This window comes from Metabacillus endolithicus (genome assembly GCF_023078335.1).
Classification (GTDB): Bacteria; Bacillota; Bacilli; order Bacillales; family Bacillaceae; genus Metabacillus; species Metabacillus endolithicus.
Genome location: NZ_CP095550.1, coordinates 4,373,380 through 4,396,234, shown reverse-complemented (window position 1 = coordinate 4,396,234; position 22,855 = coordinate 4,373,380). Strand labels below are relative to the sequence as shown.

At 34.0% G+C, this 22,855-nt stretch carries 23 protein-coding genes and 1 pseudogene; 11 read left to right on the top strand and 13 right to left on the bottom strand.

The features are described 5' to 3' along the window. Window positions 1-119 precede the first annotated feature (119 nt). The 5 genes from MVE64_RS22255 to MVE64_RS22240 all read left to right on the top strand — a co-directional run bounded on the left by MVE64_RS22255 (window position 120) and on the right by MVE64_RS22240 (window position 4,320). Window positions 120-614 carry a L,D-transpeptidase family protein gene (locus tag MVE64_RS22255; protein ID WP_247341366.1) on the top strand — a complete coding sequence of 165 codons (495 nt, stop codon included), beginning with the start codon at window positions 120-122 and terminating at the stop codon, window positions 612-614. Window positions 615-711: 97 nt separating this feature from the next. After that, window positions 712-2,007, top strand: a complete 1,296-nt coding sequence (locus MVE64_RS22250) for an MFS transporter (protein WP_247341364.1) — start codon at window positions 712-714, stop codon at window positions 2,005-2,007. A gap of 118 nt (window positions 2,008-2,125) precedes the next feature. Continuing rightward, window positions 2,126-2,890 carry a hypothetical protein gene (locus MVE64_RS27945; protein ID WP_345740711.1) on the top strand — a complete coding sequence of 255 codons (765 nt, stop codon included), beginning with the start codon at window positions 2,126-2,128 and terminating at the stop codon, window positions 2,888-2,890. Then, window positions 2,880-3,653: an HD-GYP domain-containing protein gene (locus MVE64_RS27940; RefSeq protein ID WP_345740710.1), complete on the top strand. Its 774-nt coding sequence runs from the start codon at window positions 2,880-2,882 to the stop codon at window positions 3,651-3,653. Before MVE64_RS27945 ends, MVE64_RS27940 begins: the two co-directional genes overlap by 11 nt. A 184-nt stretch (window positions 3,654-3,837) precedes the next feature. After that, on the top strand, window positions 3,838-4,320 hold the full coding sequence (locus tag MVE64_RS22240; protein WP_098798002.1) for a YkyB family protein: 483 nt from the start codon (window positions 3,838-3,840) through the stop codon (window positions 4,318-4,320). A gap of 53 nt (window positions 4,321-4,373) precedes the next feature. Here MVE64_RS22240 and MVE64_RS22235 read toward each other — a convergent pair whose 3' ends face one another. From MVE64_RS22235 to MVE64_RS22225, 3 genes and pseudogenes are all read right to left on the bottom strand, one after another. Continuing rightward, complete coding sequence (locus MVE64_RS22235; RefSeq protein WP_247341363.1) at window positions 4,374-4,979, bottom strand: HD domain-containing protein; 606 nt, start codon at window positions 4,977-4,979, stop codon at window positions 4,374-4,376. A gap of 79 nt (window positions 4,980-5,058) precedes the next feature. Further along, a pseudogene (locus tag MVE64_RS22230) lies at window positions 5,059-5,963 on the bottom strand (chemotaxis protein). A 186-nt stretch (window positions 5,964-6,149) separates the two neighbouring features. Then, window positions 6,150-6,800, bottom strand: coding sequence for a glycoside hydrolase domain-containing protein (locus MVE64_RS22225; RefSeq protein WP_247347199.1), 651 nt, complete (start codon window positions 6,798-6,800; stop codon window positions 6,150-6,152). Window positions 6,801-7,161: 361 nt separating this feature from the next. Between MVE64_RS22225 and MVE64_RS22220 the strand changes: the two genes are divergently transcribed. After that, window positions 7,162-8,448: an NCS2 family permease gene (locus MVE64_RS22220; protein WP_247341361.1), complete on the top strand. Its 1,287-nt coding sequence runs from the start codon at window positions 7,162-7,164 to the stop codon at window positions 8,446-8,448. Window positions 8,449-8,562: 114 nt separating this feature from the next. After that, window positions 8,563-8,961, top strand: coding sequence for a hypothetical protein (locus MVE64_RS22215; RefSeq protein ID WP_247341359.1), 399 nt, complete (start codon window positions 8,563-8,565; stop codon window positions 8,959-8,961). A gap of 56 nt (window positions 8,962-9,017) precedes the next feature. On the opposite strand, the gene MVE64_RS22210 is transcribed toward MVE64_RS22215, so the two are convergent. After that, window positions 9,018-10,265 (bottom strand): ATP-binding protein, encoded by a 1,248-nt coding sequence (locus MVE64_RS22210; RefSeq protein WP_247341357.1) that lies wholly within the window; start codon window positions 10,263-10,265, stop codon window positions 9,018-9,020. 229 nt (window positions 10,266-10,494) lie between these two features. On the opposite strand from MVE64_RS22210, the gene MVE64_RS27580 reads away from it, so the two are divergent. Both MVE64_RS27580 and MVE64_RS22200 read left to right on the top strand, forming a co-directional pair. Beyond that, window positions 10,495-11,484, top strand: coding sequence for a GGDEF domain-containing protein (locus tag MVE64_RS27580; protein ID WP_281730410.1), 990 nt, complete (start codon window positions 10,495-10,497; stop codon window positions 11,482-11,484). A 160-nt stretch (window positions 11,485-11,644) separates the two neighbouring features. Continuing rightward, on the top strand, window positions 11,645-12,088 hold the full coding sequence (locus MVE64_RS22200) for a hypothetical protein (RefSeq protein WP_247341355.1): 444 nt from the start codon (window positions 11,645-11,647) through the stop codon (window positions 12,086-12,088). Window positions 12,089-12,144: 56 nt separating this feature from the next. On the opposite strand, the gene MVE64_RS22195 is transcribed toward MVE64_RS22200, so the two are convergent. Continuing rightward, window positions 12,145-12,612 carry a DinB family protein gene (locus MVE64_RS22195; protein WP_247341353.1) on the bottom strand — a complete coding sequence of 156 codons (468 nt, stop codon included), beginning with the start codon at window positions 12,610-12,612 and terminating at the stop codon, window positions 12,145-12,147. A gap of 133 nt (window positions 12,613-12,745) precedes the next feature. Between MVE64_RS22195 and MVE64_RS27575 the strand changes: the two genes are divergently transcribed. Continuing rightward, window positions 12,746-12,874, top strand: coding sequence for a hypothetical protein (locus tag MVE64_RS27575; RefSeq protein WP_255301634.1), 129 nt, complete (start codon window positions 12,746-12,748; stop codon window positions 12,872-12,874). 124 nt (window positions 12,875-12,998) lie between these two features. On the opposite strand, the gene MVE64_RS22190 is transcribed toward MVE64_RS27575, so the two are convergent. Continuing rightward, window positions 12,999-13,187 carry a hypothetical protein gene (locus MVE64_RS22190; RefSeq protein WP_247341351.1) on the bottom strand — a complete coding sequence of 63 codons (189 nt, stop codon included), beginning with the start codon at window positions 13,185-13,187 and terminating at the stop codon, window positions 12,999-13,001. Between the two features lie 82 nt (window positions 13,188-13,269). Beyond that, window positions 13,270-14,238, bottom strand: a complete 969-nt coding sequence (corA, locus tag MVE64_RS22185; RefSeq protein ID WP_247341350.1) for a magnesium/cobalt transporter CorA — start codon at window positions 14,236-14,238, stop codon at window positions 13,270-13,272. A gap of 224 nt (window positions 14,239-14,462) precedes the next feature. Between corA and MVE64_RS22180 the strand changes: the two genes are divergently transcribed. Further along, on the top strand, window positions 14,463-15,611 hold the full coding sequence (locus MVE64_RS22180; protein ID WP_247341348.1) for an aminotransferase A: 1,149 nt from the start codon (window positions 14,463-14,465) through the stop codon (window positions 15,609-15,611). Between the two features lie 49 nt (window positions 15,612-15,660). On the opposite strand, the gene MVE64_RS22175 is transcribed toward MVE64_RS22180, so the two are convergent. The 6 genes from MVE64_RS22175 to MVE64_RS22150 all read right to left on the bottom strand — a co-directional run bounded on the left by MVE64_RS22175 (window position 15,661) and on the right by MVE64_RS22150 (window position 22,821). Beyond that, on the bottom strand, window positions 15,661-17,460 hold the full coding sequence (locus tag MVE64_RS22175; protein WP_247341346.1) for a PAS domain S-box protein: 1,800 nt from the start codon (window positions 17,458-17,460) through the stop codon (window positions 15,661-15,663). A gap of 293 nt (window positions 17,461-17,753) precedes the next feature. Then, window positions 17,754-18,737 carry a quinone oxidoreductase family protein gene (locus tag MVE64_RS22170; RefSeq protein WP_231309406.1) on the bottom strand — a complete coding sequence of 328 codons (984 nt, stop codon included), beginning with the start codon at window positions 18,735-18,737 and terminating at the stop codon, window positions 17,754-17,756. A gap of 12 nt (window positions 18,738-18,749) precedes the next feature. Then, complete coding sequence (locus tag MVE64_RS22165) at window positions 18,750-19,517, bottom strand: enoyl-CoA hydratase/isomerase family protein (RefSeq protein WP_231309405.1); 768 nt, start codon at window positions 19,515-19,517, stop codon at window positions 18,750-18,752. 52 nt (window positions 19,518-19,569) lie between these two features. Next, entirely contained in the window at window positions 19,570-20,334 is a 765-nt protein-coding gene (locus MVE64_RS22160; RefSeq protein WP_231309404.1) for an SDR family NAD(P)-dependent oxidoreductase, read from the bottom strand. Window positions 20,335-20,344: 10 nt separating this feature from the next. Then, complete coding sequence (locus MVE64_RS22155; protein WP_231309403.1) at window positions 20,345-22,093, bottom strand: acyl-CoA dehydrogenase family protein; 1,749 nt, start codon at window positions 22,091-22,093, stop codon at window positions 20,345-20,347. Further along, a complete protein-coding gene (locus tag MVE64_RS22150) occupies window positions 22,090-22,821 on the bottom strand; it encodes a 2-phosphosulfolactate phosphatase (RefSeq protein WP_231309402.1) in 732 nt (243 codons plus the stop codon). Before MVE64_RS22150 ends, MVE64_RS22155 begins: the two co-directional genes overlap by 4 nt. Window positions 22,822-22,855 lie beyond the last annotated feature (34 nt).

Below are 22,855 nucleotides of genomic sequence, written 5' to 3'. Positions count from 1 at the left end.
ACGTCATCTTATAGGAATAAATTAATGTACATTATACCATATCCATACATAAGTTATATTGATTTCTTTTTTTACAAAATCTCTGTATGACAGTGTCTATTATAATTGGAGGTATTAACATGATTCATATTGTTAAACAAGGAGAAAGCCTTGCCCTGATAGCTGCTAATTACCGAACTACTATAAATAAGCTATTATCAGCAAACTCAATTCAAAATCCTAATATTATCTATATTGGACAAAAAATAACGATTCCAGGATTACCTAATCCTAATACCATTCCTTATTCGATTCAAATATCTATATCCAATAAACGTTTAACCCTAAACAGAAACGGACAAGTTATGAAAGAATACCCTATTGCCGTAGGGAAAATGGTTAGTTCAACCCCTGTCGGAGATTTTGTCATTGTAAATCGGGAACCAAACCCTGGTGGACCTTTTGGGGCAATGTGGCTTTCCTTGTCTAAAATCCACTATGGCATACATGGAACAAACAACCCATCTTCTATTGGTAAAGCCGTTTCACAAGGATGTATTAGAATGTACAACAGCGATGTTTTAGAACTAGCTTCACTAGTTCCTAATGGTACTAATGTAATGATAAGACCTTAAGATTTTATTAAGATTTTGTAATTTACGTATCAAAACGTTATTTGTTACCTTATAATGACAATTGTAGATACGGACGAAGAAAATAAGGAGAAAACAAATGAAAATTTTTCGTAATCGTAACTTTGTTAAATTATTCTATGCTGCCCTTTTTTCGCAAATGGGTACAACAATAGGAAATATGGCTTTTGCCTTTTATTTGCTGGATCATTTTAGTCATCAGCCTTCTTATGCAACAATTGCAGAGCTGATGTATTCATTGCCTACCATTCTCGTTTTTTTCATCGTTGGAGTTGTCGCAGACAGATTTGATCGTAAGAAAGTAGCTGAAAATTGTGACTGGATACGCGCAGCTTTAACCGTTATCTTATTTGGTTCACTTTTCACTAACTCTATCCCTCTTATTTTTCTGGTACTTTTCTTAAGAAGTGCTGTAACAAAATTCTTTTTCCCTGCTGAAAATAGTCTTGTTCAAGGGATTTTAAACAAAGATCAATATGCACAAGCAGCTGGACTAAATCAAATGCTTTTTAGTATTTTTATGGTGTTTGGAGTCGGCATAGGTGCAGCAATGTATAAAACAATCGGGATACATGGTGCAGTTGCTGTTGACTTTGTTAGCTTTATTATCTCTGGCTTACTTATTAGGTCATGTCAGATACCATCTTCTGCAAGACTTCCTAACGGAAGGTTAGAATGGAAGGATGTTAGTATTAAATCTTCATTTGTCGATTTTAAAGATGGAATACTCTATATTATTAAAAATCGACTGTTAGCTTCTTTAATCTTTGGCTTTTTTGTTTTTGGTTTTTTTAATGGAGCATTTGCTATTTTACCTATGTTTACAATGAAATATGAACTCTCACCTACAAACTATGAATGGTATGCATCCCTTTTCGCCATTTCATTAGGTTTAGGATTATTAACAGGAAGCGGTCTGGGAACATTAATTGCCTCAAAGTTTAAGCCACATCAATTAATGATCTTTCCAATCTTTCTAACAAGTTTGCTCGTTTTCTTTTTAGGTTTTACAGATAGAATATCGATCTTTCTTATAATCGTGTTTATTATTGGGACATGCTTAGGTCCAATTAATATAGCAATTGGCGGTTGGATGCCTAAAATTGTCCATCCTAAACTTATGGGCCGTGTTAGTGGATGGATTGACCCACTAATGATGTTTGCACAATCTATGACATTAGGTCTTATTGCACTTTTATTCCCAAAAATCATCGAGGAAATTGATTTACTCTATTACGGAATTGCCGCTATTATTTTACTAGTTTCCCTCTTCTATGCCTTCACACTTCCAAAATTAAGTGAGGCATTTGAGAGAAAGCAAAGAAGATTGAATCATAAGAATCATAAAGCAAATGCAAATATCACCTCAATCTAAAAAGGATGACTTTCCCAAAGAGTCATCCTTGTCTTTTATTCCCCTTAATATTTATCATTTCTAGCCGATATATATGGAGACACTTTATTCTTTACCACTTATGTTAGGTTGTGAGCAAATGCGACATACGATATTTAGACATTTTTTATTGATTCTACTTAGAAACTATATATTTGGCTCCTTACTTGCAGTATTTGGAGTTGGAGCACTTTTCATGTTTACAACAATAGATGTACAATTAAATGAAACCATTTTATTGGGGAAAATAATCTGCCTTTCACTTTTATGTATGCTTTCACTAGAAAGTATTGTATTTTCACTTATGATCAGACCAATAAAGAGGACATTCCTGAATGATCAACCGTCACTTCATGACTTAAGATTATCTTATAAACAAACACATCGATTACCTATTCTTAGTGTTTATAGAATCTTCGGTCCGCATTTATTTGGATTTTCTATACCTGCCATGGCAATGAGCTACATTTATATTAACAATGAAATGCTTCCTTTTCCTTTGTATTATGTTGGAATTGCTTTCGGTGCTTCTGTACTTATAGCAGGAATGCATGCTATTATAGAATTCTTTTTAGCTACGAAGGCTATACAGCCGATACTTGTTTATATTAGAGATCAAAGTCAGAATTTATATGACGTGGACTTTTCACATCAATCGCATATATACATTTCGATACAAAAGAAAGTATTGTATAGTGCAATTTTTATAGGTATTTTTCCTTTGTTATTATTTAGCTTAGCCACTCATTTTCGATTTACCGAAGCCTCCATCCCATTATTGACAGAATACTGGAGTTGGGCTTGTTATCGTTTTAGTTGTTTCGATATTATTTGCTTTTTATGGTGCGTATTTATTGTTTCATAATATAGCAGAACCTATCCAAACACTTGAAGATGCGATGCAACAAATTCAGCAAGGTAATCTTGTTTATCAAAAAGATGTGTATTCTGATGAATTTTCCAAATTAATATCCGGCTATAATCAAATGGTTAGTGGTCTTAAACGAAGGGATAAAATAAACAAACAACTATTAGACAGTCTTTTTACAACACTAGCATTAGCATTAGATGCTCGTGATCCATATACTGCTGGTCATTCAGTCAGAGTTGCAAAGTATTCAGTTTTAATTGGTGAACAAGCTCAGCTAGATATGGAAACACTAGATTTATTAAGAAAATCAGCTTTATTACATGATATTGGAAAAATAGGCATTAGAGATGATATCTTATTGAAAGATGGTCGTTTAACGGATGAGGAATTTAATGAGATAAAAACCCATCCTGTTATCGGAGCAACCATTCTCTCCCAAGTTCAGCCTAAAGTGGAGATGGATGCACTTATTCCAGGTGTAAAATATCACCATGAACGATATGACGGATTAGGTTATCCGGAAGGTCTTCTGGGGGAAGATATTCCTCTCTTCGGTAGAATTATGGCTGTTGCTGATGCTTTTGATGCTATGACATCTGATCGTCCATATCGTAAAGGCATGCCTATTCAAAAAGCTTTAGCCATTATAGAAGAAGGAAAAGGGTCTCAATGGGATCCAAAATATGCTCAGCTTTTCATAAGCTATATGAGACAAAATGAACAGTTGGCTAGCGATCAACTTAAGAAAAGCGTATAACTTTCAAGAAAATTCTATTATAGAAGCATTCGTTTTGACTTATGCTGACTTATGCTTCTATTTACAGACTTTAATGAATTTTTGCAATTAAATACCCTTTTCTAGTTGCATTTTACTACTGACCAAGTATAATTTATATAAGATAGATACAAACTGAAAGTGTAACAAGAAAAGGAGAGAACCAATGGACGATCATAAGCGGCTCGATCCAAGATTAAACCCAACAATTGAAAACCTCGCACGTGCTATTTACGTAGTTAACCGTCATGCAAAAACTGCACCAAACCCAAAATATCTTTATGCTTTAAAAAAGAAAGCATTACTTAAGCTTGTCCAAGAAGGAAAAGCAACTAAAAAAGGACTTCACTTTTCAAATAATCCAAAATTAAGTCAACAGCAATCTGATGTTTTAGTTTTAGCTGGGGAGTATTACTTTCATATGCCTCCTACAAAAGATGACTTCGATCAACTTCCACATTTAGGTTCATTAAATTCAACTTATCGTAACCCAAAAACACACATGTCCTTAACGAAGGCCAAGATTCTCTTACAAAATTATGTTGGAATGAAGGAAGAGAAAAAACCTAAATCACACAATTATCGTACAAACAAAGCACGTACATATGAAAAGCCGGTTTTTAAAAGATTAGGTGAGAGCTACAGATAAATACGAAAAAAGCCACATTATCGTAAGTGGCTTTTTCTTTTGCCTTTCAGAAGTTACATTTCTTTCTGACAAAATAGATTTTCAACATTACTTCTAAGAATATGAAAAAAATCAGGAATCTCCGTTTCATTTACATTTTTAAATAAAGCTTCTGTTAATTCCTTATAATACCAAGCTTGTTTTTCATACCCTCTATTAAAAAACTCCCACACTTTGTCTCCATATTTTTGGTGAAAGTTCAGTAAATCCTGACTATTATCTAGTTTGTCCGCTGCTATTAATGCTTTAATTTCAAACGATGATTCTTGTGCTTTTAGTATGGTAGCTTGTTTTCTTTGCTCCCATTCCAAATCTTTGTTTTCTGTATTATGTAAAACAAGCTGCAAGATCTCCTCACCAAATATCTCTCTAATATCCTCTTGGGATACGTCGGTATCCTCGATAACATCATGCAGATATCCTGCTGCAACAACGCTATCAGGAAAACCGGATTGTTTAAGTATAGCTGCCACATTTTCTACGTGTGTAAAATATGGTTTTCCACTTATTTTTCTTTTCTGTCCATTATGTGCGTTCTTAGCAAGATCTCTTGCTTTTAGTAAAATCTCCATATCTTCACCTCTAGCCACTTTATTATAAACCAGAATGATCTTGATCAATCCGTCCCCACCAATGCATATAATTCCCTCTTAGTTGTACTACAAAAAGACTGCATATTATGATGCAGTCTTCTGTATATTAAAGTACATACTGATCGATATTTTGTACAAGGGTGCTTATTTCAGGTTTACTTATTTGTTCACTAGCCCCTACCATCTGACCCTTATGTCGAAGGTCATTTGTAATTAAGGAAGAAAAGATAATAACTGGTAAAATACTTAATAATGGATCATCCTTTATCCTTCTTGTTAAATGGTGTCCATCCATTTGTGGCATTTCAATATCAGTAATAACTAATTGCACCTCGTCTTCAATTGCTTTGCCTGTCTCTACAATCGACTTTAAATAGGATAGTGCATCTTTACCATTTTCAAAGAATTCAATATATTGAAACCCAGCTTCATTAAGCGTTTCCTGCAATAATTTACGTAATAACGGTGAATCTTCTGCAATAACTAATTTTTTTCCGATCTTTCTCTTGACCCTAGCTTTTTTACACTTTCAACATTAATCCCTGACTCTGGATTGATATCAACAACAATTTTTTCAAAGTCTAACAGAAGAATCATCTCTCCGTTAATTTTTACTACTCCTGTAATTTGGCTTTCCAAGCCTTGATACATTCCAGATGGCTTTTCTATTTTATCCCAGGAAATTCGGTGAATTTGTGTAACTGCATGTACATGAAAAACAACTTTTGTTTGATTAAATTCTGTAACAATAAATTTTTCATCTTTTACTGCCTCATCTTGTCCAAAACCTAGCGCTCTAGAAACACTTACGACAGGCAAGATTTCCCCTCTGATATCTATTATTCCTTCCACATTTGGATGTGAATGTGGTATTTGCGTTACTTGTACTGGCTGAATTATTTCTTTTACTTTGATTACGTTAATACCAAATTTATTTTTACCTACGCTAAACTCTACAATTTCAAGTTCATTTGTTCCACTCTCAAGTAAAATCCCTTTTTGTTGATCCATTTTCTTCTTCCTTCCATCTGAATACATTTGTACTTATTATATCGGCAAATATTTTAAAAACTTAAAGGATTTTATTTGAGATTATAAGAAATACCATGTCCTAGCAGCAATTGTTTTAGTATTTTAATACGATTATCTTGATTCAATCTATAAGCAAAAGCTTGGAGTGCATTCCAAGCTTTTCTATTAATATAAATAATTTAATACTCTTTCATCTGCCAGATTAGTGTCTATCTGGCATTTCATTGCATCCCTGCCATATTGCCATACCCAAACATTTGCCTTACAGTTTGGAGTTGCCGGATTATACTTAGGGGCTTTTCTTTCAGAAGTGACTCCTGGTTCAGGTTCTGCACTCCATAAAATGGATTGTAGGGCAATTTCATTATTCTCCTGAACAGCCTGACAATAAGCTTGAGTAAAATCCCCTTCAACCGGATCATGATAAAATCCCGATTGATACCCGGTCGGTAAGAGTGTCTCGACCCATCCTCTTATCCAAGCTGAATCAACATTAAAGAAATTTTCAACATTTGCGAACAGAACCGTTCCTTGAGGTAAATCAAGTCTTCTGGCATGATAAACAGCATTTCTTACGGCAATTTGCGCTTCATCATAGCCAACGGCTTCTCTAATAACATTATAAATAGGTAATACTTTTATCCCCTTACTTCTGATAAAAGTGATTTCTTGTTTAGTTAAACCGTTTGAAACCTTAGGAATATCTGTTAAGTATCTCCCCCAAAACTTAGGTAAACCAAATCGCTTTCTAACACAATCATATAACTCTTGATTAACTGTATATACTGAATCAACACCCCAAACTTTTCGTGCCAGAGACACCACACCCTTTCTCTACGCTCTACACATGTATATGAAAGTTCAGGGTTGTCTCAAACATATAATTAATAAATCCCCAACTTTTCAATCCATTTCATTAATTCATTTTCCCTTCCAAGCTTTACTCATTTCAATATTAGTTGGGATCCAATTGCATTATTAACTACATAATTGGTCTTATTTTCTATGTTGTTTACATTTTTCTATTGGTTCTATGACATGATAGTAATGTACTTTGTAAATATAAAGAAACAAAAATTAAATGCATTTTTGTGACACTCTTGTTATAATCCTGTAGTGAATCGTTTTTTCGTATTCAATGGGTTGGGTTGAGGGGCACAATTAAGGAAGGTCTACATTGGATAAGTTTTTTCAATTAACTAAAAATAAAACGTCAATAAAACAGGAAATACTTGCTGGATCTGTTTCTTTTTTCACTATTGTCTATATTGTCGTTGTTAATGCTTCTATCTTAGCCGACGCGGGGATACCTTTAGAAGCAGGGATAATAGCAACAGTTCTGACATCTGTGGCGGGTTGTTTCATTATGGGGTTATTCGGAAATACGCCTATAATCCTTGTTCCTGGCATGGGAGTAAACGCACTTTTCACTTACACTATTGTGTTGGGGATGGGGCTAACTTGGCAAGAAGGTCTGGCAGTTGTCTTTGTTTCCGGTATTCTGTTTACTATTATTGCCTTTACAAAGCTTTCAACAATAATCTCGGAGTCAATCCCACTTTCTTTAAAAGAAGCCATAACAGTTGGAATTGGTTTTTTCTTAACATTTATAGGTCTACAAAAAGGCGGCATTGTTGTTTTAAATAAAGAAACATACGTAGCCTTAGGTGATTTTAGTGAACCCACTGTCTTTTTGACTCTCATCACTTTAATTGCAACTGTTATATTATTTTCCAAACAAATACCTGGTAACTTTCTAATTAGTATATTATTTGGGACTATTCTTTCAGCATGCTTTGGTCAGCTCAACTATGATTTTACTTTTAAATCAGTTGATGCATTTGTTATGTATAAAGAGGTTTTTTTGGCTATGTCTTTTGCAAATATGGTTGATATTGCTTTCTGGACAGCAACGTTTTCTTTAACAATGGTTATCGTATTTGAGAACATCGGCTTAGTATTTGGTCAAGTACATATGATTAATCGTCCACAGCGATATAATCGATCTTTACAAGCTAACGCATTATCAACAATTACCTCTGGTATTTTCGGCTCAAGTCCAACGGTGAGTACTGTTGAGACAGCAGCTGGAATTACTGCTGGTGGAAGAACTGGTTTAACATCACTTACAACTGGAGTTTTATTTTTAACTTCACTTTTATTCTTACCATTTGTAAGAATAATTCCCGATAGCGCAATAGCTCCTATACTAATATTAATTGGAAGTTTAATGATACAAAATATCCAGCATATAGATTTAAATGACTTTAGTGAGAGCTTCCCGGCATTTCTAATTATTGCTTTAATACCATTTACCTATAGTATTGTAGATGGTATGGCATTCGGATTTATTATGTATCCGATCTTAAAGATTGTTCTTAAAAGACAAACAGATGTTAAACCACCTCTTTATATTATTGCATTTTTATTTTTGTTAAACTTTATCTTTCATTCATTACATTAAAGACAGACGCTTATGTCTGTCTTTTTTATTGTCCAGATAGCATTCATTTCGAATAAATAACACGCTGATTTAACAAAATAAGCATGAGTTATGATAAAAGTCGCGAGGTGGATTATGAAATATTTTGTAATATTTATGACTGTATTAATTTGTACAGCTTGTAATACGAACAACCAAGATGAAGCAATGAATGGAGCAGAAGTGGAGCAGGAACAAGGTTTACTTCAAACAGGCAATGATGAAATAAAAAGAAATGATGACCTACTAGTTGAATCAAGAGAAGAAGTAAATCTGGATAATAACGATGATCCGCTACATCCTACTGAAGCTGAGCAATTAGTCAAGAAGAAAATAGGTTCAGAACATAATGAAAATACAATTGTTCAATATGATCACTTAGAAAATGGTCATTATATAATCCATGTCTATTCACTTGATGGAGAAAAAGAAAACAGTGAAGCATGGTACATGGTAGACTTAAAAACACAAAAGGTCGAAAAATTACAACGATAATAAAAATGGAAAGCTGACTATGAATTGTCAGCTTTCCATTTTATTTAGAGAAACCATTAAACTAATTGAAAAGTAACCGTAACAGCGGTTCCTTTACCTAACTCACTGCTATATTCTATCGTTCCCCCAATTTGTCGAATTAGTCGATTTGTGATCATACTTCCTAAACCTGTACCTTTTGTTTTCGTTGTGTAAAAAGGTAAACCAATATGCTTTAACTCTTCTTTTGTCATCCCTTTTCCATTATCTTCAATGCTAATAATAGCTCTTCCTTCATTTCGATCTATATCAGTTCGAATATCGATTACTCCACATTCTTCAATGGACTCGATCGCATTTTTTATAATATTTAGTAAAGATTGTTTGATATGCTGTATATCCCCCTTTACAAAACAACTTTCTTTAAAAGGAGTAAATTCAATGGATACATTTGAGAAAGTGCCTAAAGGACGTAATAATTCTATAGAATCGCTTAGAATTGTATTTAGCTCCACCTTCGTTAATTCAAAAGACTCCGGTTTTGCTAACTTCAAATAATTAGTAATAATATTATTTGTGCGGTCCAGTTCCTCTAGTATAAGAGGAGCAAACTTTTTTAATTTTTGATCAACAGTATCTTGTTGAATTAACTGGATAAAACCTCTTACAGTTGTAATAGGATTTCGTATTTCATGAGCAATTGATGCTGCCATTTGACCTGTTGTTGTCAGCTTATCCATGTATACCATTTCATCAAATTGTTTATTAGACTTCATTAAGGTTTCAATAATAAAAATCGTAGCCATATATGTTCCAAAAAAGGCTAAAAAATAGATACAGTAAAACTTTGCATCTAAGAAATCGATATTAATATAAATAACGATTATATATAATAAAAAATAAATGATTGAGATAAATGAAGCACTTATAAATCGATTTGCTGCATTTAAATACTGTTTTCTAAACAATAGAGAAATAACAAAAGCGCCTATAGAAACAATAATTCCGATATGTAAAAAAGATCCTCCGATAATAAATCGTGCAATTGATACAATCGTAACAATGATACTTCCAGGAATCCACCCAGCATACAAGGTTACAACCATAATCGCAATCATACGCAAATCAAAATTTGTTTCTCCTAACGTCTCAATAGGATATGCCATACATAACAATGCACCAAATGCACCTAAAAAACCATATATTGATTTATATTTTAATGTTAGTTTAACGTTTTTTTGAAATGGTAAGAACAAATTAGCATTAAATGTTAATGAAAATAAAATGGTAATATTCACAATAAGTGGTTTTATAAGTGATAACAAAATGATCCTCCAATGATGATAATTCAATAATAAGTATAGGATATCAATGTTTTAGGCAAAAAAGCAATATAGATATTTATACCTATTTACTTTAATCTAACGAGCGAAATCCTTCATATTATTTCTCAATCCTAAAAAATTTACATTTATTTAACAAAAATCTTCTGTTTTTATAGTAAAATAGTAGGTAATATATCAGCCTGTTCATTAAAATAGGAGTCGTGAGTACATGGTAACCATTGGAGATATTATCGAAAAAGTACCAGTTGTTTCAATAGAAACAAAAAGTTCGGAGGTAAATCAGATTTTTGAAGATTTACCTGATCTTGAAGGAATCGTTGTTGCTAGTGAAAATCAACCCGTTGGACTTGTCATGAAAGCACAATTTTACCAAAAAATTTCTACCAAATATGGTTTTGATCTTTTTATGGGAAGACCAATTGATCTAGTCATGGATACAGCTCCACTTATTGTCGAACATACTGAAGCAATTACTGTCGTTAGTTCAAAAGCAATGGGGCGCAGCCAAAAAAACCTGTATGATTATGTAGTTGTTACTAAAGATCAAATGCTAAAGGGAATAGTCAGTATAAAAAATCTGCTGATTAAGCTAGCAGAAGTACAAGTGAATCTAGCAATGTATACTAACCCCTTATCAGGATTACCTGGAAATGTTCTTATTGAAGAAAAGATGAATGAATTTCTTACTACTAAACAAAAAGAATTTTCATTTCTTTATGTTGATCTTGATCATTTCAAGGAATACAACGACACATATGGATTTAAAAAAGGTGACTTGTTAATAAAAGAAGTAGCCAACCTATTAAGCAAAAATATTTTATTAATTGATGATAGAGATGCCTTTGTTGGACATATCGGTGGAGATGATTTTGTAGCCATTCTTCCTCATTACCATTATGAAGAGATTTGCCAACTTATTATCCAGGAATATGAAATTCGCATAAAACAATATTACGATCCTCATGACTGGAATAATAAATTTGTTTACACAAAAGATCGGAACGGTAATTTCAACAAAATACCATTAGTAGCTCTCTCTATAGCTACTATTACAAATCAAAATCATATTTACCATTCAATTGATGAGATTAGTAAAATTGCTGCAGAAGTAAAAAAACTCTGTAAGTTACAAGAAGATAGCTGTTATGTGAGCTATGATTTGAATGCTAAGAAGGATTGTTGTGCACCACAACAATAATAAGGAAAGATAATGAAGAAGAAACTTCTTTTTTCATTATCTTTTTTTGTTCCGCCGTGTTTTCATCAGAATGATACCTTCAATAAACAAATTCGGGACACTCACCTATCTAATTTTCTTGCATAATGTAATACGAAGGTTCATGAGAGGAGAGAAAAATATGTATCCATATCGTCAGTTTTCAATTCAAGTGCCCGGATTTCCGCCTTATGGTCCACCAGTTGGTAATGGTTTTGATCAATATCCTTATGGTCCACAAAATGATTTTGATCAACAAGCTCCATTTGGACCACCTGGCTACGGTCAAGGTGGATTTGTAGGTGGATTTGACCAGGCAGGCCCTCCCCCTGGTCCACCACCAAGTGAAATACCACCCCTTCAAGCACAAGGTCAAGCAAGTGTTTTTGCTGTAGATCCAGGTGGAATTCGTGGTTGTTTATATCGATACACATATATTCGTTTAAACAATGGACGTGGCTTCTGGTTCTATCCAACATTTGTAGGGCGCAACTCTATCGCAGGATATCGTTGGCGTAGACGTCAATATCGTTGGGTTTATTTCGGTATTGATTTAGATCGTATTCAATCATTTAGTTGTCGTTAACTCAGGAAGGAACCGTTGTTACGGTTCCTTCTTTATGTTGATATTTCTATACTTAATCACTCTTGCCGTTCTCTTAGAAAATAAATATAATCTGTTGATACTGTTTTATTTCCCAATTGTCTTAACATAGCGGAAATATTGCCTCTATGATATGTACCATGGTTTACTACATGTTGAATGATCTCATAATATGTATTTTCATGTGCTATTCCCTCTGAACTTTTATATGTAACTAATTGATCCAAAACATCATGTCCCAGTTGTTCATATTCATTTAATAACGCTTCATAATTTTCAAATAGTTGTTCAATTGTGTTATTTTCATTTATGCTAATTTCTCTATTTTTTATTCTTGATAGCCATAGTTCATCTACCTCTATCATGTGTAAGAGTGTATCAAATAATGAGGGGAACACACTTATTATTTCTTGTTTATGTATCTCTTTAGGTAAGGTTAGGATATGCCCTACCACCTTTAAAGTTGCCCACTTGTGATAAGCAATACTTAAACTATGATTATTCATTAATTAAACCTCCTATATTTAGAAACAACTTTCTTATATCATACCTCCATTAAGGTAGAAATTGTTAAAATAAAATGATATGATTCGTTAAAAAATAAAAGGGTATTGTTAAATTATTTTAGGAGGCACTTACATGACAAAGAGAAATGTACGTTCAAAATCAGGTCTTCAAACAGCAAAACCTTTAACAGACCCTGAGTTCTCAAAAGAACTTACTTCTACAAATAAAAAGGCAGAAAAAACACGCCCTCGTAATCAATAAGAACTAAACAAAAGGACCTACCATATTCCTTATGAAGGATTACTTAGGAAGATAGTCATTATCACTCAAATAAAAAAAGAGGTTCCCATTAAGACTTTTTCTCAAGTCCGGAGGAACCTCATTTTTATACTAAAGCTTCTTTTTCAAGCTTTTCAAGAAATGAATGTCTACGTTTTGCCTGTGAAATGATTGCTTGAATTTCATTTTTATAAAAAGTCATATGCGAGACAGTAAGGGCAAAAAGCATTTCTGATTCTAATTTTAAAATGAGCTTTTGTTCTTCTTCGGTTAATAATGAGTTCATATCGTTCATCATTTACCACCTCTTCTAGTAAATAAGTACTATTTGTATCTTACTATATAGTTCGTAGAGTTCAAGAGATATTTGTCCGTTGTTACAATTTTGTTCCTTTATGAAACCGAAACCATCCCATTTTATAGAAAAACCATATCATCCCAAGACCAATTAAGCCCATAAGTCCAAGCACAATAAAATAGCTATATTTCCCTGTCAATTCAGGCATATATTGAAAATTCATACCGTAAACTCCTGCAATAAACGTTAAAGGCAGAAAAATCGAAGACATAACTGTTAACGTCATCATGACTCTGTTCATGCGATCAGAACTTATTGATAAATAGCTATCACGTATATCAGAAGATAATTCTCTGTTAGCATCAATCATTTCAACTAGCTTTAACAAGTGATCATAAATGTCTTGAAAATAAATATGCTTTTCCTTTAGTGAATTGAGCCTTGATGAGGAGATGATTCGATAGAGTAGGTCCCTCATTGGGACTATGGTTCTTCTTAATTTATTTAACTCTGATCGAATATCAAATACTTGCTCCATGAGTTCACTTATTGTTTGGTCACTAGTATTATCCTCAACCTGATTGATTGAATCTTCTAATTTGTAAACAGGAGGAAAATATTCATCAACAATCTTGTCCACGATTTGATACAGAATTTGCATTGGACTTTTTTGAAGGCTAACTTCTTTTTTTACACGCTGCCATATGTTTGTTATATCCCTAACAGGGTTTTTATGAAAAGTAACGATAAAGCGATTCGAAACAAAAAGATCAATCTCATCCGCTTCAAATGTACTTTGATTAATAGAATGAATGACAACAAAAAAATAATGGTCATAAAAATCCATTTTAGGTCTTTGAACAAACTCTAAGCAGTCTTCAATAGCTAGTGGATGGAAATGGAAAAAAGTTGAAAGCTTTTTCACTTCGTCATCGGTTGGCTCTTGAAAGTCAACCCAATACCACTCTATGTTTCCTTTTTTTAGTTCACTTAGAGAAAGATCATAGATAACCTCTTCCTCAGTTGTTATTGCTAATGTTCTAATCATTTCTTCACTACCCTCTTTTTGCATTCCCTTTTACTATTCCCGTTCTTTATATTGACTAAACGAGTTAGAAAGGGATGACTTGTATAAGAAAAATGGTAAAATAACTGTTATGAAACTTTTTAGTTCATTTATTAACGCATTCATTTATTTACTAACCTTCTACACCATTTAATATGATTAGTAATTTTGATGCTTATAATAAGATTTATAGGAGGTTTATTAGTATGGAGCATTTGGTTAACTCAAAAGTTAAGGAAATTGAATTATCAGGAATTAGAAAGTTCTTTAACATGGTGGCTGACTATGAGAATGTTATCTCTCTAACTATTGGTCAACCGGACTTTACAACACCTAACCATGTAAAAAATGCTGGTGTAACTGCTATTCAGCATGACTTTACGACATATACGCACAATGCTGGTTTTTTTGAGCTTCGTGAAGCGGCATGCCAATTTGTCTCAAAAAAATACGGTCTTACCTACTCTCCTGAAAATGAAGTTATTGTTACAGTAGGTGCTAGTCAAGCAATTGATTGTACTTTCCGAACATTATTAGAAGAAGGCAGTGAAGTAATATTACCAAGTCCTGTATATCCTGGATATGAACCACTAATTAAATTGGCTGGTGGTGTTCCAGTCTATGTAGATACAACTGAAAATGATTTTAAATTAACTGCTGAATTGCTCGCTTCTTACATAACAGAAAAAACAAGATGTATTGTTCTCCCATATCCTTCAAACCCTACAGGTGCTACACTTAGTAATGAAGAACTTGAAGAAATTGCAAACCTTTTAAGAGGGAAAGATATTTTTGTTTTATCGGATGAAATCTATAGTGAGTTAGTTTATAACGGGACACACAATTCAATTGCTTCTTATCTTAGAGAGCAGACAATTGTTATTAATGGACTGTCAAAATCACATAGCATGACGAGCTGGAGAATTGGTTTGTTATTTGCACCCCATTCTGTAGCAAAACATTTATTAAAAGTTCACCAATATAATGTCTCCTGTGCCACATCGATTTCTCAAAAAGCAGCATATGAAGCCTTAACAATTGGAATGAATGATGCAGAAGAAATGAAAACAGCATATAAAGAGCGATTAGATTATGTTTATGACCGTTTAGTTAAAATGGGATTTGATGTGATAAAGCCTAATGGAGCTTTTTATCTTTTCCCAAGTATTAAGAAGTTTGAACAAACTTCCTTTGAATTTGCTCTCTCTCTTGTAGAAAAAGCAGGAGTTGCCCTTGTTCCTGGCAGTGCTTTTTCTACATACGGTGAAGGATATGTAAGGCTGTCTTATGCCTATTCCATGGAACAATTAATTGAAGCTATGGATCGAATTGAAGATTATTTAAAAAGTTTGTAGCTCATTTACAAAAAGAACCAACGAATATTATCTGTTGGTTCTTTTTTGCTTATTCTATAAAAGGTAATGTAATGGTGAAAGTACTCCCTATTCCTTGTTGACTATCGACCGACATACTTCCATTATGATTTTCAACGATTTTATAACTTATCATTAAACCTAATCCGTTTCCTTTTTCTTTTGTTGTAAGAAACGGCTCACCTATTCTTTTTAAAACGCTTGGAGGAATTCCCTCTCCATCATCTTTAACAATAATTTGAACATTATGATTTGATTTTTTTGTTAATACAGATACTTTTCCGCCTTTAGGCATCGCATCAATAGCATTTTTATATAAATTTATAAACAATTGCTTTAATTGATTTTCATCACAATTAATTGATAAAGATTGATTGTCATGATTTTGAACAATAGCAACATTTTTCATATTACCTTGTGTTTCAAGTAGCATCGCTACATCGTTTAATAAGGTAATTAAATTCGTTTTTTTAAATTTTGTTTCCTGTGGTTTTGCAAGAACAAGAAGTTCACTTAATATCATCTCAATTCGATTCAGCTCAGAAAAGATAATATTCAAATATTGACGGTGATGTTCTAAATCGGGATGCATAATTTGTAAAAATCCCTTAATCGCAGTCAATGGATTTCGTATTTCATGGGCAATTCCAGCAGCTAATTGGCCTGCTATAGATAGTTTTTCAGAACGCAACATGAGCTCCTCTGTTTTTTTCCTATACGAAATATCACGAAGGATAACTTGAACAGCTTGCTCACCAAAATATGTAGTTGGAATACAAACCATTTCTGTAAAAACCTTTTTTTCATTGGAAATTAACCAAGATTGGTTTGTTACTTGAACATCAGCAACCCCATCTTGTATGTTTTTCAATGTATTTTTCATTGTTTGATGGTCATTAGGATGTAGGTAATCATATATATTCCGCCCTAACAAGTCAGGGTAGCACTCCGCATCAAAAAGCTTAATACCAGACTCGTTCATGAAAACAAATTGATCCTTATGAATAACTGCAATTGTATCAATCGAATTATCAATTAAACGCTGATACCGTTCCCTACTCTTTTGAAGAATTTTTTGGAAATTCCTTCGGGATGAGATATCATTTAATATGACAATTTCTGCTTGTCCCCCATCAACATTTGTTAAAGATGCCATAATCTCTACATTTATTTCACGCCCATCAATCCTGCGCCATGTTTCCTCAATAATACCTACTCTTTCTCCTTTATGTAACCGCGACTCTCTATTTTTAATAACCGAATGAAAAGATTCATCGATAAAATCAAACGTATGCTTACCTATTAATTGATCCGAAGATCTAGCACCTAACAACTCTTGGAATGCCTTGTTTACAAAGAGTAACTTACCTTTCCTAGAAATAAAGACTGGTGTAGGTAAATCCTGTAATATAGCCCATTCATCATGTTCATTTATTACATCATTCGATTGATCTTCAACGGTAGCCGTATCATTAATCGAATGAGGTGTTAATGCTTTCATCTTGAGAATAATATCATGTCCTTCTTTTTGGATGTTACTTCGGATAAAATCAGCATTTGATTCTAGCCAAATATATCTACCATTTTGCATCAAAAATCGTATGGAACATGGATATAAATGATGTTCGTTATAAAAATAACTCTCTATTAAAAATAAATCTTCATTATGAATAAAATCTTTTATATATCGTCCAATTAGATCCGTACTTGTGTAGCCTATTAATTCAAAAGAATTAGAAGAAATGTATTGAAATCTCCCATTTGAGGATACAACAGCATAAAGTTCCAGTGTTTGTATAGCTTCCTCTTGATTTGTTATTTCACTATTCATTGCTTCCCTTCCCCTTTTTCATGACCTCTATACTAGTACATTAGTTTTATATAACGAACATATTCCTATTGAATTTACATATATAAATGTTTATACCTTTAAAATAAGTGTACATAGTAATAAAAGTTTGTCAATATATGAAAAATAACCTCGACAAAATTAATATATGATATAGGGTGTGAATTATGACTAATAAAGTTAAAAAAGCCGGAATTTCCGACTTTTTTGTAGATAAAAATTAAATGCATACTGCTGAAGTTTACCACGTTTTGTAGCAAAAAATATCCTTTAGATTATGGAACTAATACCAACTTCCCCTGAGTTTTCCTACTTTGAAGTAGACGATGTACATCTGCTGCTTTTTCTAAAGGGAAAACTCCACCTATTTTAAGTAAGAGTGTTCCATCGTTAACATATGTTAATAGTTCTGTTAAGCTACTACTATACAACTCTTGTTTTTTCATAATTCCCGGTAAAAAGAAGCCAATGACCGATTTATTTTCTGCCATTAAAGATGAAGGATATAATCTAGCTTGTTCTCCACTGGCAACCCCATAAATAACTAACCGACCAAAAGGTGCTAAACAATCCAGTGTTTTTCGGAAAACATCTCCACCTGCCATCTCTAATGCAACATCCGCTCCAACTCCATTTGTTGCGGTTAATACCTCTTTTTCCCATCCCTCTTTTGTATAATTGATTAGAACATCAGCTCCAAGTTCTTTTGCTAATGCCAGTTTTTCATCTGTACTTGCCGTAGCAATAACTTTCCCAGCTCCAAACAATTTAGCAAGTTGTACAGCTAATGTTCCAACCCCACCTGCTGCTGCATGAATTAATACCGTCTCTCCTTTCTCTAGTCTTCCCATTGTTTTTAATATATGATAAGCACTCAGCCCTTGTAACGGTAAGGCTACAGCTGTACTAAACTCCACATTGTCCGGCACTGGAATAAGTGCTCTTCCATCCGCAACTGTGTATTCAGCATAACCCGTAGCTTTTCGTGAGCTTAGTAATGTAACAACTCGGCTACCAACCGAAATTCCTTTAACATCCTTGCCCACCTCGACCACTGTACCTGCGACTTCTGAGCCTGGTACATAAGGAAGAGGTGTATCGACTACATACTGTCCCTCTCTTCTTGCTGTGTCTGCATAGTTTACACCTATTGCTTCAATTTTTATAACAACCTCAAAATCTCTTGGTTTTGGATAATCTAAATCTATATATTTTAATACCTCAGGTCCGCCATATTGTTCAAATTGAATAGCTTTCATCTTAATATCCTCCTACTTCCCTTTGAATTGTGGTTTCCGTTTTTCTTTAAATGCTTTAACACCTTCTTTATGATCTTCCGTTTGAATCATATACGTTTGAGTAATTCTTTCTATCTCCAACACATTTTCTAATGAACCTGCAGAATGAATAATTTTTTTCATGAGTCCGTATGCTCTTACAGCACCTTGTGAAAGTTCATTAGCAATTGCAGCCACACGGCTTGATAATTCATCTAACGGAATAAGCTCGTTAACAATCCCGTATTGGTAAGCCTGCTGAGCAGTTATTGGTTTTGCTGAAAAGAAGAGCTCTTTTGCCCGATAAGGTCCAATTATTTTTGGAAGAAAGTGTAATCCACCACCATCAGATATCAATCCTACTTGTGAAAAGCTCATGACAAATTTACTTTCTTCTGATGCATAAATCATGTCACAAGCTAATGCCAAATTAAAAGCTGCTCCTGCTGCAAAACCATGTACAGCCGCAATAATTGGTTTTTCAAGTTCTGTCATTGCTTTAATGCATTCATTTAATTGACCAATATGTTCATAAACCTCTGAACCAGTTGATGTTCCCATTGTTTTTACATCTCCACCGGCAGAGAAAGATCGCCCCGATCCCTTCAATACAATCACACGTACTTCCTCATCAAGTTGAGCGTCTTGAAATGTTTTTGTTAACATTCTAATCATTTCTGCACTAAAAGCATTCAAATTTTCAGGTCTATTAAGACAAAGAGTTAACACTGCCCCTTCTCTTTCTATCAATAAATCACTCATTTGATTGACTCCTTTTTAATAAACTAGTAAAAACCTTTGAATTGGCATACCGTTATTTAATAAGCCAGCCTCCATCAACCAACACATCTGATCCTGTCATATATGAAGCCTCATTAGATGCAACAAAAGCAATTACATTTGCTACTTCATCAGGTTGCCCAACGCGTTCAAGCGCAGTACTACGTTTAATCGCTTTTACAAAAGCCTCATTTTCCAACCCCTTCTCAGTTAACGGTGTTTCAACAAATCCAGGTGAAACAGAATTAACACGAATTTTATAAGGAGCAAGCTCTAATGCTAAGGCTCTTGAAAAATTAATAACCCCAGCTTTTGCCGAGCTATAATGTGGAATTTGAGCACCAGCCTTATACCCCGATAATGAAGCAACATTTACGATTGAACGGTAATCTGTTAAGTTTTGTTCTTTCATTAGTTTCCCGAGATGTTTCGAAACTAAAAAGATACTTTTCAAATTAACAGCCTGTACTGTGTCCCACTGCTCTTCCGTAGTTTCAAGAATGGTAGATTTTGATGAGCCTCCAGCGTTGTTTACAACAATATCAAGTGATGGATATTCGCTTTCTAAAAAAATAGCAAGTTTCTTTATACTATCCTCAGAAGTCACATCGGCCGGGTATGGAATAGCTTTTTCACAAGCTTTAGATTCATTAATAATTCTAGCAACTTTTTCAAGCTTTTCTTTTGTTCTTCCTACTAAAACAACTGTTGCTCCTTCCTTAGCTAAGCGTATCGCTGTTGCTTCTCCAATTCCACTCCCAGCTCCGGTAATAACAGCAAGTTTATTTAAAAACCTCATTAACAGCACCTCATTTCGTTACAAATCGTTCAGCTTCAAATTGAGCCCGTGCAATTTCACGCTTTTCTTCTACCGTTGACGTAACGTCAACTGATTGAAGGTGACTCGTTATCATTTGTATAAATAAGCTTCTTTTTTTACCGTTTACCACGCCATTCACAAGTTGTCTTGACATGACTTCAACAGAAAGCAGTGACTGTTCCAAGACTGTTCTTGCTAGTAACCTTTTTAATCGATCATCCCGCTTTATTGACCTAGCAAGAGTCGATTCAGCTGCATAAAGCTCTATTGCTATATTTGATAATTTCATTAGTGTTTCTTGTTCATCAAAAAGTTTTTCGCCGAATTGCTCATAAACAGCTCCAATACAAGCTAAAAAAACGTTTCTCATTGCGCTTATTGCCGCCTTTTCCTGAGAAAACTCCCCATTATCTTGACTTGGGTTCACGGCCAAATTTTGAATCGCTGTTTGAATCATCTCTTCTAGAGGAATTTCTCCTTTTAAAGCTTTTCTAAATAAATGGGTCGGTAATAACAAGCGATTAATCTCATTTGTTCCTTCGAAAATTCGATTAATACGTGAATCTCGATAAACTTGCTCGATCGTATATTCCTTAATAAAGCCTGCCCCACCGTGTAATTGAAGAGCCTCATCACTGACTGAATCAAGTGTTTCAGATCCATATACTTTACAGATGGCACATTCTGTAGCGTATTCCATTAATTTCTTTCCGATAGCTGTGATATCTTCATCTTCTGTTATGTTACCTAGAATTTCTTCGAGCAACCCTGCAGTTCGATATTGAATAGACTCAGCGGCGAATATACGTGCTGACATCAGGGCTATTTTTTCCTTTGTGGCAGGGAAATCTGCAATTGATTTACCAAATTGAATCCGCTGTTTTGTATAAGAAAGTGCAAGTTCTAATGCATACTTTGCACCCCCTACACACGCAGACCCTAAGTTAAACCGCCCTAAATTTAGAACATTTAGAGCTATAACATGACCTTTCCCGATTTCTCCTAATAGATTTTCTTTAGGAACTAGACAATCCTCTAAAATAACAGCTCTTGTAGAGGAACCTTTAATACCCATCTTTTGTTCCTCAGGTCCTAAAGAAATTCCAGGATAGTTCTTTTCAACAATAAAGGCCGAAAATTTATCACCATCTACTTTCGCATATACAATGAATGTATCTGAAAATATTGCATTTGTAATATAAAGTTTTGTACCGTTTAACAGATAATGAGTTCCTTGGTCATTTAGTTTTGCAGTTGTTTGTGACGCCAGAGCATCTGAACCCGCATTCGGCTCCGTTAAGCAATATGCACCAAGATATTCTCCTGAAGCCAATTTAGGTAAGTAACGTTCTTTTTGTTGCTTTGTACCAAAATAAGTGATCGGAAGAGTAGCGATACATGTATGATTTGAATGGGCAACACCATATCCACCAGACCTTCCGACAACTTCTCCAACAATACCTTTACTAACCTTGTCAAGACCTAGCCCACCATACTGCTCCGGTACACTGTGTGCAAGGAGTCCAAGCTCACCGGCTTTTTTTAACAACTCTACTACTTTATCAAAATCTTGATTTTCAATTCTCTCTCTAACAGGTGTTACATCTTTTTCTACAAACTGTTTTGCCGTTTTTTCAATCATTTTTTGTTCATCTGTTACATCTTCAGGAGTAAATAGATTTAAAGGTAAATCATAGTCATATAAAAAGCTACCGCCTTTATTAGCTAGTAAAGTCATACACACTCTCCCCCTGCTATAATTTTTTCTCCGTCAAAAAATGGAACAATTTCAAAGCAATCTTTTTGGCTAACAACTTTCACTTCATCAATGAATCCATATTTTTCAAGCATTTCTCCTACCCTTGATGAAAGAAGAATCGTTTCAGCAACAGATTTATTGCTTTCATAAAAAAGTCGAGCTGCCTTAGCCGAATCTGTTAGCTGTAAATGCATCTTTTCTTGTAAATGATAGATAAGATGCCCCGCTCCATAAAAATCTTCTAAACAAAACTGATCTGAAGATCCAGAACACACAATAATAATAGAATCATCTTTATGAAAATGAGTAATTGTATTTGCAACTGCTTTTCCATTTAATAGAGAACAAATATAAATTTTATTTGCTTTTTTTGATTTATTAATTGCTACTGTTCCATTTGTTGTAGATAAGATCATATGCTTGCCTTGAATGCTGTCTTTTAAAATGGTTGGCATTGGATCATAAAAACCCTCAATTGTTTTCCCCTCATATTCTCCAACTAGTATGTGATTTTCTGCTCTGATAAGATTTGAGGCTACACGAGCTTCTTCTGCATTATGAACAGGAATAACCGCTTTCGCCCCATCCACAAGTGCACAGGTGATTGTTGAGGTTGCCAGTAAGACATCGATAACAATTGCAATATTCCCCTCCATTTTCTCCTCAATAATTTCTTCTTTTTTCATGATCACATGTACCTTTGTCACCCTTTACACCCCTTTCTTGAAGGAGATCTCCTAA

Excerpts from the sequence above, each read along its gene's own strand:
- MVE64_RS22255 (WP_247341366.1), top strand. The coding sequence starts at position 120 with ATGATTCATATTGTTAAACAAGGAGAAAGCCTTGCCCTGATAGCTGCT.
- MVE64_RS22155 (WP_231309403.1), bottom strand. The coding sequence starts at position 22,093 with ATGACTTTACTAGCTAATAAAGGCGGTAGCTTTTTATATGACTATGAT.
- MVE64_RS22195 (WP_247341353.1), bottom strand. The coding sequence starts at position 12,612 with ATGAATAATCATAGTTTAAGTATTGCTTATCACAAGTGGGCAACTTTA.
- MVE64_RS22240 (WP_098798002.1), top strand. The coding sequence starts at position 3,838 with ATGGACGATCATAAGCGGCTCGATCCAAGATTAAACCCAACAATTGAA.
- MVE64_RS22175 (WP_247341346.1), bottom strand. The coding sequence starts at position 17,460 with ATGAATAGTGAAATAACAAATCAAGAGGAAGCTATACAAACACTGGAA.
- MVE64_RS27945 (WP_345740711.1), top strand. The coding sequence starts at position 2,126 with ATGCGACATACGATATTTAGACATTTTTTATTGATTCTACTTAGAAAC.
- MVE64_RS22200 (WP_247341355.1), top strand. The coding sequence starts at position 11,645 with ATGTATCCATATCGTCAGTTTTCAATTCAAGTGCCCGGATTTCCGCCT.
- MVE64_RS22215 (WP_247341359.1), top strand. The coding sequence starts at position 8,563 with ATGAAATATTTTGTAATATTTATGACTGTATTAATTTGTACAGCTTGT.
- MVE64_RS22165 (WP_231309405.1), bottom strand. The coding sequence starts at position 19,517 with ATGAGTGATTTATTGATAGAAAGAGAAGGGGCAGTGTTAACTCTTTGT.
- MVE64_RS22190 (WP_247341351.1), bottom strand. The coding sequence starts at position 13,187 with ATGAACGATATGAACTCATTATTAACCGAAGAAGAACAAAAGCTCATT.
- MVE64_RS27580 (WP_281730410.1), top strand. The coding sequence starts at position 10,495 with ATGGTAACCATTGGAGATATTATCGAAAAAGTACCAGTTGTTTCAATA.
- MVE64_RS27575 (WP_255301634.1), top strand. The coding sequence starts at position 12,746 with ATGACAAAGAGAAATGTACGTTCAAAATCAGGTCTTCAAACAGCAAAA.
- MVE64_RS22250 (WP_247341364.1), top strand. The coding sequence starts at position 712 with ATGAAAATTTTTCGTAATCGTAACTTTGTTAAATTATTCTATGCTGCC.
- corA (WP_247341350.1), bottom strand. The coding sequence starts at position 14,238 with ATGATTAGAACATTAGCAATAACAACTGAGGAAGAGGTTATCTATGAT.
- MVE64_RS22160 (WP_231309404.1), bottom strand. The coding sequence starts at position 20,334 with ATGAGGTTTTTAAATAAACTTGCTGTTATTACCGGAGCTGGGAGTGGA.
- MVE64_RS22180 (WP_247341348.1), top strand. The coding sequence starts at position 14,463 with ATGGAGCATTTGGTTAACTCAAAAGTTAAGGAAATTGAATTATCAGGA.
- MVE64_RS22170 (WP_231309406.1), bottom strand. The coding sequence starts at position 18,737 with ATGAAAGCTATTCAATTTGAACAATATGGCGGACCTGAGGTATTAAAA.